The sequence below is a fragment of the Phenylobacterium sp. FG114 genome (genome assembly GCF_057809855.1).
Genome location: NZ_JBMDKU010000001.1, coordinates 368,238 through 383,042, shown reverse-complemented (window position 1 = coordinate 383,042; position 14,805 = coordinate 368,238). Strand labels below are relative to the sequence as shown.

General features: G+C 69.0%; 12 protein-coding genes. 5 read left to right on the top strand and 7 right to left on the bottom strand.

Features of this window, described 5'->3' with window-relative positions; all coding sequences use genetic code 11:
• Nucleotides 1-10: 10 nt before the first annotated feature.
• Nucleotides 11-2,578: a TonB-dependent receptor gene (locus ACODSY_RS01965; protein WP_488949944.1), complete on the bottom strand. Its 2,568-nt coding sequence runs from the start codon at nucleotides 2,576-2,578 to the stop codon at nucleotides 11-13.
• 159 nt (nucleotides 2,579-2,737) lie between these two features.
• On the opposite strand from ACODSY_RS01965, the gene ACODSY_RS01960 reads away from it, so the two are divergent.
• Nucleotides 2,738-4,435, top strand: a complete 1,698-nt coding sequence (locus tag ACODSY_RS01960) for a lysine--tRNA ligase (RefSeq protein ID WP_488949943.1) — start codon at nucleotides 2,738-2,740, stop codon at nucleotides 4,433-4,435.
• A 17-nt stretch (nucleotides 4,436-4,452) separates the two neighbouring features.
• Here ACODSY_RS01960 and ACODSY_RS01955 read toward each other — a convergent pair whose 3' ends face one another.
• Nucleotides 4,453-6,879: a zinc-dependent metalloprotease gene (locus tag ACODSY_RS01955; RefSeq protein ID WP_488949942.1), complete on the bottom strand. Its 2,427-nt coding sequence runs from the start codon at nucleotides 6,877-6,879 to the stop codon at nucleotides 4,453-4,455.
• 222 nt (nucleotides 6,880-7,101) lie between these two features.
• Between ACODSY_RS01955 and ACODSY_RS01950 the strand changes: the two genes are divergently transcribed.
• Entirely contained in the window at nucleotides 7,102-7,569 is a 468-nt protein-coding gene (locus tag ACODSY_RS01950; protein WP_488949941.1) for a MerR family transcriptional regulator, read from the top strand.
• An 81-nt stretch (nucleotides 7,570-7,650) separates the two neighbouring features.
• Here the strand turns inward: ACODSY_RS01950 and ACODSY_RS01945 are convergent, their stop codons facing one another.
• Nucleotides 7,651-7,905 carry a hypothetical protein gene (locus tag ACODSY_RS01945; protein ID WP_488949940.1) on the bottom strand — a complete coding sequence of 85 codons (255 nt, stop codon included), beginning with the start codon at nucleotides 7,903-7,905 and terminating at the stop codon, nucleotides 7,651-7,653.
• 144 nt (nucleotides 7,906-8,049) lie between these two features.
• On the opposite strand from ACODSY_RS01945, the gene ACODSY_RS01940 reads away from it, so the two are divergent.
• The 3 genes from ACODSY_RS01940 (at nucleotide 8,050) to ACODSY_RS01930 (ending at nucleotide 10,998) form a co-directional block, all read left to right on the top strand.
• Nucleotides 8,050-9,837 carry an acyl-CoA dehydrogenase C-terminal domain-containing protein gene (locus ACODSY_RS01940; protein ID WP_488949939.1) on the top strand — a complete coding sequence of 596 codons (1,788 nt, stop codon included), beginning with the start codon at nucleotides 8,050-8,052 and terminating at the stop codon, nucleotides 9,835-9,837.
• 15 nt (nucleotides 9,838-9,852) lie between these two features.
• On the top strand, nucleotides 9,853-10,317 hold the full coding sequence (locus ACODSY_RS01935) for an OsmC family protein (protein ID WP_488949938.1): 465 nt from the start codon (nucleotides 9,853-9,855) through the stop codon (nucleotides 10,315-10,317).
• A 96-nt stretch (nucleotides 10,318-10,413) separates the two neighbouring features.
• Entirely contained in the window at nucleotides 10,414-10,998 is a 585-nt protein-coding gene (locus ACODSY_RS01930) for a hypothetical protein (protein WP_488949937.1), read from the top strand.
• Nucleotides 10,999-11,000: 2 nt separating this feature from the next.
• Here the strand turns inward: ACODSY_RS01930 and ACODSY_RS01925 are convergent, their stop codons facing one another.
• From ACODSY_RS01925 to ACODSY_RS01910, 4 genes are all read right to left on the bottom strand, one after another.
• The gene (locus ACODSY_RS01925; protein WP_488949936.1) at nucleotides 11,001-11,408 is read right to left on the bottom strand and encodes a very short patch repair endonuclease; all 408 of its coding nucleotides are present in this window, start codon (nucleotides 11,406-11,408) and stop codon (nucleotides 11,001-11,003) included.
• A complete protein-coding gene (locus tag ACODSY_RS01920; protein WP_488949935.1) occupies nucleotides 11,405-12,670 on the bottom strand; it encodes an FAD-dependent oxidoreductase in 1,266 nt (421 codons plus the stop codon). The genes ACODSY_RS01925 and ACODSY_RS01920 overlap by 4 nt, the downstream gene beginning before the upstream one ends.
• A complete protein-coding gene (gene cysK, locus ACODSY_RS01915; RefSeq protein WP_488949934.1) occupies nucleotides 12,567-13,559 on the bottom strand; it encodes a cysteine synthase A in 993 nt (330 codons plus the stop codon). Before cysK ends, ACODSY_RS01920 begins: the two co-directional genes overlap by 104 nt.
• 89 nt (nucleotides 13,560-13,648) lie before the next feature.
• On the bottom strand, nucleotides 13,649-14,770 hold the full coding sequence (locus tag ACODSY_RS01910; RefSeq protein WP_488949933.1) for a DNA cytosine methyltransferase: 1,122 nt from the start codon (nucleotides 14,768-14,770) through the stop codon (nucleotides 13,649-13,651).
• Between the last annotated feature and the right edge of the window lie 35 nt (nucleotides 14,771-14,805).

Here is a 14,805-nt window from a genome sequence, read left to right as displayed (position 1 = left end):
GAATACGCGTCTACCAACGTGCGCTCACCCCTACATAGTACGTCTGGCGCAGCCGCTCGTAGTTGGTGATCCAGTCCCGGCGTCCGCCGACGTACTGGCGCAACTTCGTGTCGGTCAGGTTCTGCCCCTCGACGAAAAGCTCGATCCGCTCATTGATGGCATAGCTGGCCTTCAGGTCCACCCGTTCATAGTCGTCATTGTAGGTGTCGCCCGCGGCGGTGGAGCCCAGGCTGAGCAGGTTCTTGCCCGTGTGGTGGAACGACAGCGCCGCCTCGAACGGACCCTTCTGGTAGAAGAGCTGGCCGCCCCAAAGCAGGTCCGACTGCTGCAGGAAGTCGGTGCGCCGGCCCACGATATCGAGGTGGGAGTCGATCAGGGTGAGGTTCGCCGCCAAGCCGAAGCCGCTGAGCAGACCCGGCAGGAAGACGAACTGCTGCTGATAGGCGAATTCGACGCCCGCGATCTCGCCGGACTCGGCGTTGCGCGGCTGGGTGTAACCCAGCGTCGCGTAAGTCTGCCCGCCGATGGTGATGTTGTTGAAAGTCTGGCGGAATTTGTAGATCGGGTCGTTGATCTTCTTGTAGAACGCGCCCGCCGACAGTAGGCCGCCCTGCGCAAAGTACCATTCCGCGGTCGCATCCAGGTTGTCGGACACATAGGGCTTCAGGTCGACGTTGCCCTCGTCGAGCTCGGCGTCGAGCTGGCCGTCCGCCCGCGGAACCGACGTGAGCGTCCCGGAGATCTTGAGCTGGCCGAAGTTCGGCCGGCCCAGCGTGCGAGAGTATGCGAGGCGCAGCACCAGGTCCTGCCGCGGCTCGAAGCGGAGCTGCAGGTTGGGCAACAGGTTGTTGTAGGCGTTCGACTGCTCCGCCGGACGGATGGTGGCCCCGTTCACCAGGGTGTACCCGCTGACGTCGGTCTCGGTGCGCTCCAGTCGCAGGCCGCCGATCGCGCGCAGCTGGCCGAAGCGGACGTCGAACATGCCGTAGCCGGCATAGATGCGCTCGTTCAGCCCGTAGTCGTTGACCGTCTCGTTGCTGACGCTGCTCCCGACGTTCTTCACGAAGCGCGGGCCGGCCAGGTTCTGGTCGGTGAACGCGATGATGTCCTGGCCGATCACATAGCGCAGGACATAGGTGCGATCCTCGAAACGCACGAACTCGTCCGGGCCGTGCAGGTTGAAGTCGGCCAGGGTGAAGCGGTTGGCGCCGGCGCCGGCGCGGTCCCAGACGTCGGTGCTTCCGTCGAACTTCTTGTCCTGGTCGCGCACCTTCACGCCGAACTTGACGTAGCCGCCATCGCCCCAGTCCACATCGTAGCGGGCGCTGGCCTTGCCGGCCCAGTTGGTCTCGTTTCCGTGCTCGTCCTGCTCCTGGTACTGGCGGAAGCCCAGGTTGCTGAGCGGCAGGTCGCGCGGCTCGGCCGAGAACAGCAGCGACCGCATGTCGAAGTCGACGACGGTGTTTGCCGACACGCTGCGGAATTGCCAGAGCCGGTTGGGCTCGACCACCTCGGCGTAGCTGTAGGAAAGGTCGTAGTCGAACTTCCACGACCCGCGCTCGTGCTCGCCGCCGAACGACAGCGAGGAAAAGGACTTCTCCTTGTATTCCTCGCGCAGGTCCTCGCGGACGTCCACGTTGCGCGACACGCCCGCATAGCCGTCGGCGTTGAAGGTGATGTTGGCTGGGTTCGAGCCGAAATCCGCGCGGTAGCGCTGGCGGTGCTCGTCCTCCGTGAACTTTGAATAGAGGCCGCGCAGATAGAACTTGTCCTCGTCGTTCGGCCGATACTCCAGCGCGCCCGAGACGCCCACGCGCTCGCGTTTGATCGTGTAGTTCGTGAACTTGATGTTGGTCGGCAGGCCGCCGCGGGCAGAACCCGGCACGGTGCGCCAGTCGTCGGGGAAGAAGCCGTTGGAGTGGAACTTCCGCGACGAGCCGCTGACGCCGATCAGGGCGCCCCACTTGCCGTCGCCGAAGATGCCGCCGACCGTGGCGTCGCCTTGCAGCGGGTGCGAACCCTTGTACGCCTCCTGGTAACCGACCTGGGCGCTGGCGCGGGCGAAGACGTCCTGCTTGAACTCGAACGGCGACTGGGTGACCAGATTGACCGACCCGCCGATGCCCTGGGCATCCATGTCGGGAGTGACCACCTTCACCACCTCGAGCCGCGAGAGCAGCTGGCCGCCGACGACGTCCAGGGGCACGCGCGGCTCCGAAGCGAGGCCGTCCGGATTGCCCAACTCGACGCCGTTCAGCGTGACGTTGCTGAGCGAGGAGTCGAAGCCGCGGATCGAGACGTACCGGCCCTCGCCCTGGTCGTAGAACACGCCGACGCCAGGCAGGCGCTCCAGGTTCTCGGCCACGTTCTTGTCCGCGAGGCGGCCCATGTCGTCGGCCGAGATGGCGTCGATGACGGCTGTGGAGTCGCGCTTGGCCGCAATGGCCTTTTGCTGCGAGGCGCGCTGCCCGGTGACGACCAGCTCGTCCACCGATGTTGAGGCGGTCTGGGCGACGGCCGGCGCGGCCGATAGCAACACGGCGGTCAGCACCGCCCAGCTGGACGTGGAACGAAGCATCAGTATCCCCCATGCCGCCTGAGCGGCTCTGCGGGGACGGCCTTAGGACCGAGGCGCGACAGCACGGTGAAGCTTGGGCGACGTTGCGATGACGTCCCACAGGCGACCCACAGCCGGATAGGGCTTGAGCCATAGGGCCAGGGGCGGTAGGCCGCGCCCATGTCGCAAGGCCCGAACCTCCAAGGACTTTCCCATCAGGCGCGCGAGGCCAAGAGCTGGCCGTTCGAACAGGCGCGCCTGCTGCTCGACCGCATCACCCGTCTGCGCCTGACCGACGCCGAGCGCGACCTGGCCGCGACGCTGTTCGCCCAGGGCAAGTTCGCCGAGGCGGTTCGGACGCTGCCGGCCCTGCAGAAACCCGTCATCTTCCAGTGCGGCTACGGCGCCAGCGGCCTGCCGCACCTGGGCACGTTCGGCGAGGCCACGCGGCCCACCATCGTGCGCAACGCCTTCCGCGCGCTCACCGAGGACGCGATCCCGACCCAGCTCATCGTCTTCTCGGACGACATGGACGGCCTGCGGAAGATCCCGGACAACGTGCCCAACAAGGCGATGCTGGAAGAGGACCGCGACAAGCCGGTGACCTCGGTCCGCGACCCGTTCGGCGAGCACGAGAGCTTCGGCGCCCACAACAACGCTCGCCTGCGCGCCTTCCTCGACAGCTTCGGCTTCGAGTACACGTTCATGAGCTCGACCGAGACCTACAAGTCGGGGCGGTTCGACGAGGTGCTGCTGCGCATCCTGGCCCGCTTCGACGCGGTACAGGCGATCATGCTTCCGACCCTGGGCGAGGAGCGGCGCGCCACCTACTCGCCGTTCCTGCCGATCAGCCCGAAGACCGGCCGCGTGCTGCAGGCCCCGACCGTGGGCCGCGACGTCGAGAAGGGCACGATCACCTTCCCGGACGAGGACGGCGAACTGACCGAGGTCCCGGTGACAGGCGGCCACGTGAAACTGCAGTGGCGGCCGGACTGGGCGGCGCGCTGGACCGCGCTGGAGGTCGACTTCGAGGCTTCAGGCAAGGACCTAGTCGACAGCGTCCGCGTGTCGAACAGGATCGTGAAGGCCCTGGGCGCCGAACCGCCCGAAGCCTTCCACTTCGAGCTCTTCATGGACGAGAACAACCAGAAGATCTCGAAATCCAAGGGCAACGGCCTGACCATCGAAGAGTGGCTGCGCTACGGCGCGCCCGAGAGCCTGACCTACTACATGTACCAGTCGCCCAAATCGGCGAAGCGGCTCTACTTCGACGTGATCCCCAAGGCGACCGACGAGTACCTGCAGCAGCTCGACGCGCTGATCCGCAAGAAGGCGGAGGGCGACAACGCCGCCCAGCTCGACAACCCCGCCTGGCACGTGCACCGGGGCGATCCGCCCGCGAAGGGTTCGCCGGTCAGCTTCTCGCTGCTCCTGAACCTGGTGTCGGCGGCGGACGCCTCGACGAAGGACCTGCTTTGGGCCTTCATCGCCCGCTACATCCCGGGCGCGACGCCGGAAAGCGAGCCGCTGCTGGACAAGCTCGCGGGCTACGCCATCAACTACTACGAGGACTTCGTGAAGCCGGCGAAGCGCTTCCGGGCGCCGACGGACCAGGAACGCGCGGCGATGACCGAACTGGTCGGGAAGCTGAAGGCCCTGCCCGCAGGCGCCGACGCCGAGGCCATCCAGAACGAGGTGTTCGAGGTGGGTAAGGCGGCCGGGTTCGAACCCCTGCGCGCCTGGTTCTCCGCGCTCTACGAGGTGCTCCTGGGGCAAAGCCAGGGCCCCCGCTTCGGCTCGTTCACCGCCATCTTCGGCGTGGACCGCACGGTGGACCTGATCGAACGCGCATTGGCGGGGGAACTGACGGCGGCCTGAGCCGCCGCCCTCAAGCCTTAGTCCTCGTCGCTACCGATCGGCATGCCGGGAGGCGCCTCCGGACGGCGCTTCGGCTGGGCGAGGACGCGGACCAGTTCCTCCTTGTCCTGCAGCAGGGCCGCCAGCGTCAGGCGGTGCGCACGGTCGGACGGATCGACCCCCGGCGCGGCCTTCAGCTTCGCCGTCAGATCGACGAGGCGCTGGCTGATCTCGGCCTTGGCCGCGGGCGAGACATCGGGCCGCCGCGTCACCGCCGCCAGCTCCAGCACCGTGCGGGTCTGCACCCGCCGGGCCACCTCGGCCAGCCGCCCGCTCGCCGGGGCGAAGGCCTGGGCCGTCAGCCGGTCGACGACCTCGCCGACGCCAGGCTGGGCCGCGTCGCGGCGATACTGTTCGGTCAGGCGGGCCAGCCGATCGGGGGCCAGGATCGCGTCCAACACCATGCCGGCGCCCACGTCAGCGGCGGTGAGGGCGTCGAACACCGGGCCGCCCGACCCGTCGAACACCTCGATCTCGTATTGCCGGTCGCCGTCGCCGGACTGGCCGGACGACAGGTAGGGGATCAGGGCTTCCGGCGTGTCCAGCGCCTCGGGCGTCATGGCGGCGAGCAGTCCTGCCAGCGCTGCCCGCTGGGCCGCCGCCGGGACCACGTCGGCCTTGGCCGCCGCATCCCCGCGCACCGCATAGCTGAAGTCGACGCCCCCCAGCACCTTGGCGGCGGCCTCGAGCTGGTAGCGGTGGATCAGGTAGATCGGCGCATACTTCCGCTTCAGCGCCTGCGCCGCCTCGCCGGGGCGCAGCGCCTGCGGGCCGAAGCGGTCGATGGCGACGCGGCGCACGGCCATGACGCGGGCTAACTCGGCCACCGGCTCGGCCCCGTCGTCCCAGATCGCGGCATGTGGCTGGCCGGTGCCCACGGCGCGGGCGTCCTGATCGGTGACGTAGCGCAGGCTCCGCTGCGCCTGAGCCGCCTTCGCCGAGGGATCGCCCTCGCCGTACAGCCAGTCGACGATGAAGTCGTCCCACTTGCCGACGCCCACGCCATAGGCGTCTGAGAGGTCGATGTTTCCGCCGGTCAGCTTCACCCGCGGCGCCGGGTAGTCCATCACCGAGGCGCGGTCCTGGCTGGAGGCCGCGAAGTTGTGCGCGAAGCCCAGGGAGTGGCCCACCTCGTGCGCCGCCAGCTGGCGGATGCGCGACAGGGCCACCTGGATCGGATCGTTCGGGCCGCCCTTGCCGCTGGCGTCGGCCCCGACCAGACCTTCGAAGATCAGCATGTCCTGGCGCACGCGCAGCGAGCCCAGCAGGACGGAGCCCTTCACGATTTCGCCGGTGCGGGGATCTGCCACCGCCTGGCCGTACGACCAGCCACGGGTCGCGCGGTTCACCCAGTTGATCATGTTGTAGCGGATATCCAGCGGGTCGGCGCCCTCGGGCAGGATCTCGACCCGGTAGGCGTCCTTGTAGCCGGCCTTCTCGAAGGCCGTGGCCCACCACCGGGCGCCCTCCTGCAGCGCGGTCCGGATCGGCTCGGGCGCAGCGCGGTCCACGTAGAAGACGATCGGCTTCTTCACCGTCGAGACGGCCGCGTTGGGATCGGTCTTCTCCAGCCGGAAGCGGCGGGCCACGCGCTGGACGATGTCGTGGTCGAGCGGCGCCGCGTAGTCGAGCACCACGCCGTCGAAGGCGCCCGAGCGCGGATCGAATGCGCGCGGCTGGTAGCCAGGCTCGGGCAGCTTCACCAGGCTGTGGCGCACGGTGAGCGTGATCAGCTTCGGATCGGGCGCGATATTGCGGGTCTCGGGCCCGGGCGTGTCGGAGGCGTAGGTCTGCAGCGCCTCGAACTCGACGTTCTCCGGGAACACCTTCACCGCCGAGGTGTCGGCGACCGACAGGTCCCCCACCGGCTTGAAGCCCGCCTCGCCGCCCCGCTTCAGGGCGTCGGCGATCCCCATGACGTCGCGGGTCAGGAACGACGAGAGGTCGACCAGCAGCCGGCCGTCGGGAAGCACGCTCTCGACCTTGCCCGCCCAGACCACCGAGGTGGCGAATGCTTCGCGGGCGGCTGCCTGCTCTGCGGCTGGAGCGCCGGCGGCCCGGAACCGCGGGTTCTCGAACTCGGCCAGCACCTTGCCGCCCACCCGGCGGAAGGCCAGCACCTGGGTGTCGCCGAGGCGCGCGCGGTCCAGGCCGACGGGCGCCGAGCCGAGGCCGGTTTTCAGCGCCGAGACATAGAGGTAGCGGCCGGCGATCCCGTCCTTGTCGGGCGCCGGAAGCGCGGCCAGCACGCGGCCCTTGGCGGCGTCGACGTAGATCGGAACCAGACCCTCCTGCCGGGTCAGTCCCGCGGTCGGGCTGGGCGGCGCCTCGGCCTTCGCGGCCACCGCGGGCGAGCCGCACATCAGCGCCAAGGCCGCGGCGCAGCCCAACCAGAGACTCTTCAAGGCGATACCCCCAACACGAACCCGCAACAGGCCGCGAAGCTATCCAGCCTCGCGCCCGCCATCCAGCCCCGCGCGCCGCGAGGTCGCCCCAATTCGGGAGATGCTGGCCTTCCGGGCGACTGGACGTGATTGCTCACCTCAGCGTGAACGCAAGTGTCCCTTGACGTAAACGGAAACCGAGATCACCGTGGTTATCAACGATAACCTAGGGAGGACGTCAAAATGCCAACCGATCTCCGTCGTCCGGCCCGGACCTATACGATCCGGCAGCTGTGCCTCGAGTTCAAATGCACCCCGCGCGCCCTGCGCTTCTACGAGGATAAGGGGCTGCTGAATCCCGCCCGTGACGGGATGAATCGCGTTTATTCCTACCGCGACCGCGGGCGGCTGGTGCTGATCCTGCGCGGGAAGCGGGTCGGCCTGTCGCTCTGTGAAATCGGCGAGATCCTCGACCTCTACGAGGCCGACGACAGCGGCGTGCAGCAGGCAGCCAAGAGCCTGAAGAAGTTCCGCGAGCGGATCGTCGCCCTGGAGCAGCAGAAAAAGGACATCGACGACGCGATCGCCCAGCTCGAGGGTGGCATCGCGGCGATGGAAAAGCGGCTGTCCGAGACACGCCCCGATCTGCTGCCCCGTGCGGCAGACTACGACCAAATGCTGCGCCGCCAGCTGGACGGCGTCGGGGCTTAGGCCGCCGCGCACGGCTCCCCGTTCGACTGAAACGCGTCGAACGGGAGAAGCCCGCCCGGGCGAACCTAGAGCGAGCGGCCGCTAGGGAAGTTCGCCGCGGTACTGTCGCGCCCAAACGACCAGCCGGCTGATCTGTTCGTCGACTTTGCCGAGGTGCGCGTCGAAGTCCGCATCCGGCCGGTCCTGGAAGATCACCGGACCGGAAACCGCCTCGAGCAGGCCGGGCCGGATGTTCTCCAGCTCGGCGAGCGCGCGCGACGTCACGATCTCGAGGGCATGGACGTTCAGTTGCAGCAGCTGGACCACCTCGGTCAGCGGGTCCGGCGCTCGGGCCATGCTCGTACTCCGTGATCGCCCCGAGGATTACCCGAGTCGCGCAAGGGCGCGCCGCCAGGAACCGGCCATGACGCGCGCCGGAGCACATGGTAATCGCCCAGCAAGGCGCCCCATCGCCCCTGCGATCCGATGTTCGGAGTTCCCATGACCTACCAAGCCCCCGTGCGGGACTACGTCTTCCTGCTGCGCGACGTGCTCCAGCTCGACCGCTACGCCAACCTGCCGGCCTTCGCCGACGCCTCGATGGACACCGTCGAGGCCATCCTGGAGGAAGCCGGCAAGTTCACGTCCGAGGTGCTCGCACCGCTGAACGGCGTCGGCGACAAGGAAGGCTGCACGTGGAGCCCGGACTTCAGCGTCAAGACGCCGACAGGCTTCAAGGACGCTTACGCCAAGCTGGTCGAGGGCGGCTGGCCGGCGCTGGGCTCGGATCCGGCCTATGGCGGCCAGGGCCTGCCGCACGTCGTGAACGTGGCATTCTCCGAGATGAGCAGCTCGGCGAACATGGCCTTCTCCATGTACCCGGGGCTGACGCACGGCGCCTATTCCGCCATCCACGTCGGCGGGACCCAGGAACAGAAGGACCTCTACCTGCCCAAGCTGGCCTCGTTCCAGTGGGCGGGCACCATGAACCTCACCGAGCCGCACTGCGGCACCGACCTCGGCCTGCTGCGGACCAAGGCGGTCCCTCAGGCTGACGGGACCTACAAGATCACGGGCCAGAAGATCTGGATTTCCGGCGGCGAGCAGGACCTGACCGAGAACATCGTCCACCTGGTGCTGGCCCGCATCGAGGGCGCCCCGGCCGGCGTGCGCGGCATCAGCCTATTCATCGTGCCCAAGTTCATCCCCGACGCCGACGGCAACCCGGGCCAGCGCAATTCGGTGAACTGCCTGGGCCTGGAAGAGAAAATGGGCATCCACGGCAACGCCACCTGCGTGATCGGCCACGAGGAATCGACCGGCTGGCTGATCGGCGAGGAGAACGCCGGCCTGAAGCTGATGTTCGTGATGATGAACGAGGCGCGGCTGGGCGTGGGCCTGCAGGGCATCGCCCAGGCCGAGGCCGCCTACCAGGCTGCCGCCGCCTTCGCCAAGGACCGCCTGCAGGGCCGTTCGCTGACCGGGCCGAAGAACCCCGAGGGCCCGGCCGACCCGATCATCGTCCACCCCGACGTGCGGCGGATGCTGATGGACGCCAAGGCCATCGTCGAAGGGGGCCGCGCGTTCATGGCCTGGACCGCCCTGCACGGCGACCTCAGCCACGCCAGCCCGGACGAGGCCGTCCAGCAGAAGGGCCGCGACTACATGGCCCTGCTGACCCCGGTGGTGAAGGCGTTCCTCACCGACCGCGGCTTCAACGTCTGCTCCGACGCCATGCAGGTGCATGGCGGTTCGGGCTTCACCGAGCACTTTCCGGCCAGCCAGTACCTGCGCGACGTGCGCATCGCCCTGATCTACGAGGGCACCAACGGTGTGCAGGCGCTGGACCTCGTCGGCCGGAAACTTGCCGCCGACGGCGGCCGCGGCGTGATGAGCTTCTTCGCCGAGCTCGACGCCTTCGTGGCCGAGAACGGGGCGGACGAGAAGATGAAGCCGTTCACGGACGGCCTCGCCGGGGCCAAGGCCGAGCTGCAGGAGGCCACTATGTGGCTGATGCAGAACGGCCTGGCCAACCCCGACAACGCGGGCGCGGCCTCGACGGACTACCTGCACCTCTTCGGCCTGACGGCGCTCGCCTACATGTGGGCGCTGCAGGCCAAGGCGGCGCTGGCGCGGATCGCGAGCGGAGACACCGACGCCTTCTACGAGACCAAGCTGACGGTCGGCCGCTACTACGTCGAACGCCTGTTGCCGGAAACGGGCAGCCGCCTTGCGAAGCTGAAGACGGGGTCCGATCTTCTGATGAAGCTTCCGGCCGAGGCGTTCTGAAGAAGGGGTGAGGTGATGGCGGCGTACCGCGCGACGATCGACTGGGTGCTGGCCGAGGGCGAGGACTTCCTGAACGGCCGCTACAGCCGCGGCCACCTGGTCGACTTCGCCGAGCACCGGATGCCCGCCACCTCCTCGCCGCACGTGGTCGGCAAGTGGGCCCAGAAGGGCGCGGTCGATCCCGAGGAGATGCTGGTCGCCTCACTGTCGTCCTGCCACATGCTGACCTTCCTGCACATGGCGCGGCTGGAGGGCTTCACCGTCACCCGCTACCGCGATGCGGCCGAGGGCGTGATGGAGAAGAATGCCGCCGGCGTACCCTGGGTCAGCAAAGTCACCCTGCGGCCCGAGATCGCCTACGCCGGCAGGCGCCCCACCGAGGCCGAGGCCGAACACCTCCACCACCGCGCCCACGAGGAATGCTTCATCGCCAATTCGGTGAAGACCGAGGTGGTGGTGGAAGAGGTGGTGGCGGCTTAGTTTCGGTTTTGTTCTTGATGCCGCCACAGCCACCGCTATAGTGGTGGTTGAAGCAACACAGAGGGCAACGTGGGGTTTTCAGCGAGTTGGATCGCAGTGAAGGGGCTTGCCGCCGAAACGGCGATCGAGGCCCTCGGCATGGAAGTCGTCAGTGAAGGCAATCCGTACCCGGAAGGTGATGTCAGCATCGCCGCGCTCGCGAACGGCTGGACCGTGGTCTGGTTCGAGCAAGATGTGGAAGCGGCCTTCGGCGCGCCGGCGCGCGTCCTCCTGCCACACGGCCCCGCCGTCGCCTGCGCCGTCGAGGAGCATGTGATGTTCTCCGAGGCGCGGGGTTACGCCGATGGCGCGGAGACCTGGCGGGTGACTTGGGATTGCGAGAAGCAAGACGACGAGCCCACTGCAGCCGGCGATCTCCCAGCGGCCTACGCCGGGGTTCTCGCGAAGGCGATCGAGGAACAGGCGGCGCCGGACAATCAAGGCGTCGACATGCTGTGGGATGTGCCGCCCGACCTCGCCAAATCGATCTGCGGCTTCCGGCACGACGAGTCGCTCCCCGATGGCTCCACCTTCATCCAGTTGCGGCGAACCTCGCACCACGGCGCCTCGCGCGAGCCGGCCGGCGAAGCGCGCAACCAGGCCGGCGGCGGGTTCTGGCGACGGCTGTTCGGCGGCCGCTGAACTCAATCCAGCAGGCGCTGCAACCTGGCCTCGAGCGCCGCCGCATCCTTCAGCTCGCACTCCCAGATCGTCTCGACGCGCCAGCCCGCCGCCGCCAAGGCCTCGGCGTTGCGGGCGTCCCGCGCCAGGTTGCGGCCGACCTTGGCGACCCAGTAGTCGCGGTTCTGCTTGGGCACGCGACTGCCCCGCGGGCAGTCGTGGCCATGCCAGAAACACCCATGCACGAAGATCGCCAGCCGGCGCCCCGGCATGACGATGTCCGGATTGCCGGGCAGGTCCTTACGATGCAGCCGATAGCGGGCGCCGAGCCGCGTCAGCGCCCGGCGCACCGTCATCTCCGGCGTCGTGTCCCGCCCCTTCACCCGCCGCATCACGGCAGAACGCTTCTCCGGGCCGTAGACGTCGGTCATGGCCTCAGCTCTGGCGGCGTCGGTCCCAGGCGGAACATGCCGGTCAGGGTGGCCGCCGCGATGCGATCCAGCAACGGCGCCTGGGCCAGCGGGGCGAACAGCGCGCTGCGCACCCATGGCCCCACGGGCCCGGAGGACTGGAACAGCGGCGTCAGGGCACGGGAGAAGATCTGGTAGGGCGCGGTCTGCAGGCGTCGCGCGCGCTGGTAGCGGGGCAGGTCCTTTGGATGCTCGACTCGCATCGCCAACTCCACCGCGTCGATCAAGCCGAGGTTCGCGCCTTGGCCGAGTTGCGGGCTGGTCCCATGCGCCGCGTCGCCGATCAGCACGAAGGCGCCCGCGCACCAACGACCGACGCTGACGTCACGATAGATCGCCTGGTTGAACGCGTCGGGGCCATCGAACTGCGTCACAATGGGCTCGATCTCGGGCCAGACACTGAGCACGCGGTCACGCCAAACCCTGAAGTCCCCCTCTGCCCAGGCGTCCATCGACCTGACCGGCAGCGACCAGAAGAAGCTGGCTTGGCCGCCACCGATCGGCAAGACGCCGGCCATCACCTCAGCGCGGTCGTAGCGCTGGCGCAGAGCGCCATCGAACTCCGGGCCAGCGGTCGCATTGGCCCACACCGCGCCCCACGGATAGGTTGGCGCCCTGGCGCGGGGTCGCACCTGTCGGCGCAAGCTCGACGCCGAGCCGTCCGCCACAACCACCATGTCGAATGGGCCATGGTTGCGGCCGGCGGCGTCCGCGAGCGTCGGCGACGTCAGGCCGTCGAAGCCGGCAATGGCTGCGCCGGTGCGAATGTCGACGCCCGACGCCTCGACGGCGGCAAACAGCAACTCGAACAGCGCCGCCCGATGTACGCCCAGTCCGAAGGCGTTCGGCCGCCAGGTGGAATAGGACATCTTCATCGGCTCGCGGCCGGCGAGATCCCGGCCTTCCAGCCGCTCGACCCGCGCCCCACACGCCAGGATCGCTTGATCGAGGCCCAGAGTTCGCATGGCCGCGAGACCGGACGGTTGCAGCAGGAGACCCGAACCACGCGGGCGCGGGGTCTCGAACGCCTCGCACAGCGTGACCGTGTGGCCGCGCCGGACGAGCGCCAGCGCCGCCGCGAGGCCGGCGACGCCGCAGCCGACGACGGCGACCTTCAGCCTACAGCCCGTCGAACAGCGCTGTGGAGATGTAGCGTTCGGCGAAGCTGGGGATGATGGTGACGATGAGCTTGCCGGCCATCTCGTCGCGGCTGGCCAGGTCAAAGGCGGCGGTCAGCGCCGCCCCCGACGAGATGCCGACCGGGATGCCCTCTTCCTTGGCCACGCGGCGGGCCATGGCGAAGCTGTCGTCGTTGGTGACCTGGATGATCTCGTCGATCACGCCGCGCTCCAGGATCGAGGGGACGAAGCCCGCGCCGATGCCCTGGATCTTGTGCGGGCCGGGCGCGCCGCCCGACAGCACGGGCGACGAGGACGGCTCGACCGCCACCATCTTCAGCGACGGCTTGCGCGCCTTCAGCACCTGGCCGACGCCGGTGATGGTGCCGCCCGTTCCCACGCCGGAGATCACGGCATCGACGCGGCCGTCGGTGTCGTTCCAGATCTCCTCGGCGGTCGAGACGCGGTGGATCAGCGGGTTGGCGGCGTTGTCGAACTGCTGCGGCATCACCGCCCCCGGCGTCGCCTCGACGATCTCGCGGGCGCGGGCCACGGCGCCGGCCATGCCGCGCTCGGGCGGGGTCAGTTCCAGGGTGGCGCCCAGGATCAGCAGCATCTTGCGCCGCTCGATCGACATGCTCTCGGGCATGACCAGGGTGATCTTGTAGCCCTTGGCCGCCGCGACGAAGGCCAAGGCGATGCCGGTGTTGCCCGAGGTGGGCTCTACGATGCGGCCGCCCGGCTTCAGGTGGCCGGCGGCTTCCAGCCACTCGATCATGGCCACGCCGATGCGGTCCTTGACGGAGGCCAGCGGGTTGAAGAACTCCAGCTTGGCCACGACCTCGGCCTTGGGCTTCAGCGCCGCGGTCAGGCGCGGCAGGCGCACCAGCGGCGTGTCGCCGATCAGGTCGAGGACGGAATCATAGATCTTGCCCCGGCCCGAGCGCTTGTAGCGGGCGGCGGTGTAGGCCTTGTCGGGGGTAGCGTCGTCCATAGCGGACCTCATCGAGCTGGAATTCGCCGCGAACCCTAGTCTTTCCGATGGGGATTGGAAGCCGGCGCGCAGTGGGGCCGCTGTTAGATTTACTCGGCCGCCATCACCGCCGCCGGACTCAGGAGCGGCTCCAGCAGTTCACCGGCCAGCCAGCGCACCACCGGGACGGCGACGCCGTCGCCGGCCACGTGCAAGGCGCCGGTGGTGGTGCGCGGCAGCCGGTAGGTATCGGGCAGGCCCATGAGGCGCGCGGCCTCGCGCGGGCAGAGCAGGCGGGATCGGACTCGGCCCGCCTCGACCACCAGGATCGCCTGCCGCGACGAGCCGCCCCGGGGCGTGCGCAGGCAACCGGCCAGACCGTCGAACCGCACCTCGGCGCGCTGCACGGGCTGGCCATTCTCGATCCGGGTGCGGCGGAAGACGGCGCCCACGGCTCGGCCGGTGACGGCGGCCAGGCGAGCGCGGTGCAGCGGGCCCATGAGGTCCACGAGCCGCGCGGTCTCCTCGGGCGAATGCCAGGCGACGTCGGCGTCGGATTCCAGCACGGCGGCGAGATCGGTGTTGCGGGCGGGCGGCGCGGCAAGGCGCCACCAGACCCAATGCGCGGCGACCGCCGCCGGCAGCGCCGCCTGGGCCGCCTTCACCGCGCGGGTGTGGAAGGGGCTGTCCCCGGTCAGGGCCGCAGGCACCTCACGGGCGGCCACCACGAAGACACGCGGGCGAGATTGCGGCAGCACGGTCGCCGCGTCGATCTCCAGGGCCCCGAAGCGGTAGCCCCGCGCGCCCAGGGCAGCGCCCAGGGCGGCGAAGTCCGCCCCGCCGTGCGAGGTGAGCAGGCCGGTGACGTTCTCGACCACGATCAGGCGCGGCGCGCGGCCGGCGTCGTCCAGCGCCTCCATGAGCCTCCAGAATCCGAAGAAGGCGGAGGACCGCCCGCCTTGGAGCCCGGCCCGGCCGCCCGCCAGGCTGAAGTCCTGGCAGGGGCTCGAGGCCCAGGCGAGATCGGCGCGGCCGGGCAGATCGGCGTCCGATAACTTCCAGACGTCGCCTTCGTGGAAGTGGGCCGCCGCGTCGGCGAAATTGGCGCGATACGTCGCCGCCTTCACAGGGTCGAAATCGTTGGCGAAGGCACAGGACCAGCGGTCGCCGAGACCCATCCGGGCCATCCCGCCGCCGGCGAAGAACTCGTAGAAGGTGAAGGGCCGCGCCACGGCATGGACGCTAGCGTGATTTGCGCCAAGATCGC

Bases quoted from the DNA above. Each gene is read 5' to 3' on its own strand.
- ACODSY_RS01965 (WP_488949944.1), bottom strand. From the start codon at position 2,578: ATGCTTCGTTCCACGTCCAGCTGGGCGGTGCTGACCGCCGTGTTGCTA.
- ACODSY_RS01960 (WP_488949943.1), top strand. From the start codon at position 2,738: ATGTCGCAAGGCCCGAACCTCCAAGGACTTTCCCATCAGGCGCGCGAG.
- ACODSY_RS01950 (WP_488949941.1), top strand. From the start codon at position 7,102: ATGCCAACCGATCTCCGTCGTCCGGCCCGGACCTATACGATCCGGCAG.
- ACODSY_RS01945 (WP_488949940.1), bottom strand. From the start codon at position 7,905: ATGGCCCGAGCGCCGGACCCGCTGACCGAGGTGGTCCAGCTGCTGCAA.
- ACODSY_RS01940 (WP_488949939.1), top strand. From the start codon at position 8,050: ATGACCTACCAAGCCCCCGTGCGGGACTACGTCTTCCTGCTGCGCGAC.
- ACODSY_RS01935 (WP_488949938.1), top strand. From the start codon at position 9,853: ATGGCGGCGTACCGCGCGACGATCGACTGGGTGCTGGCCGAGGGCGAG.
- ACODSY_RS01925 (WP_488949936.1), bottom strand. From the start codon at position 11,408: ATGACCGACGTCTACGGCCCGGAGAAGCGTTCTGCCGTGATGCGGCGG.
- cysK (WP_488949934.1), bottom strand. From the start codon at position 13,559: ATGGACGACGCTACCCCCGACAAGGCCTACACCGCCGCCCGCTACAAG.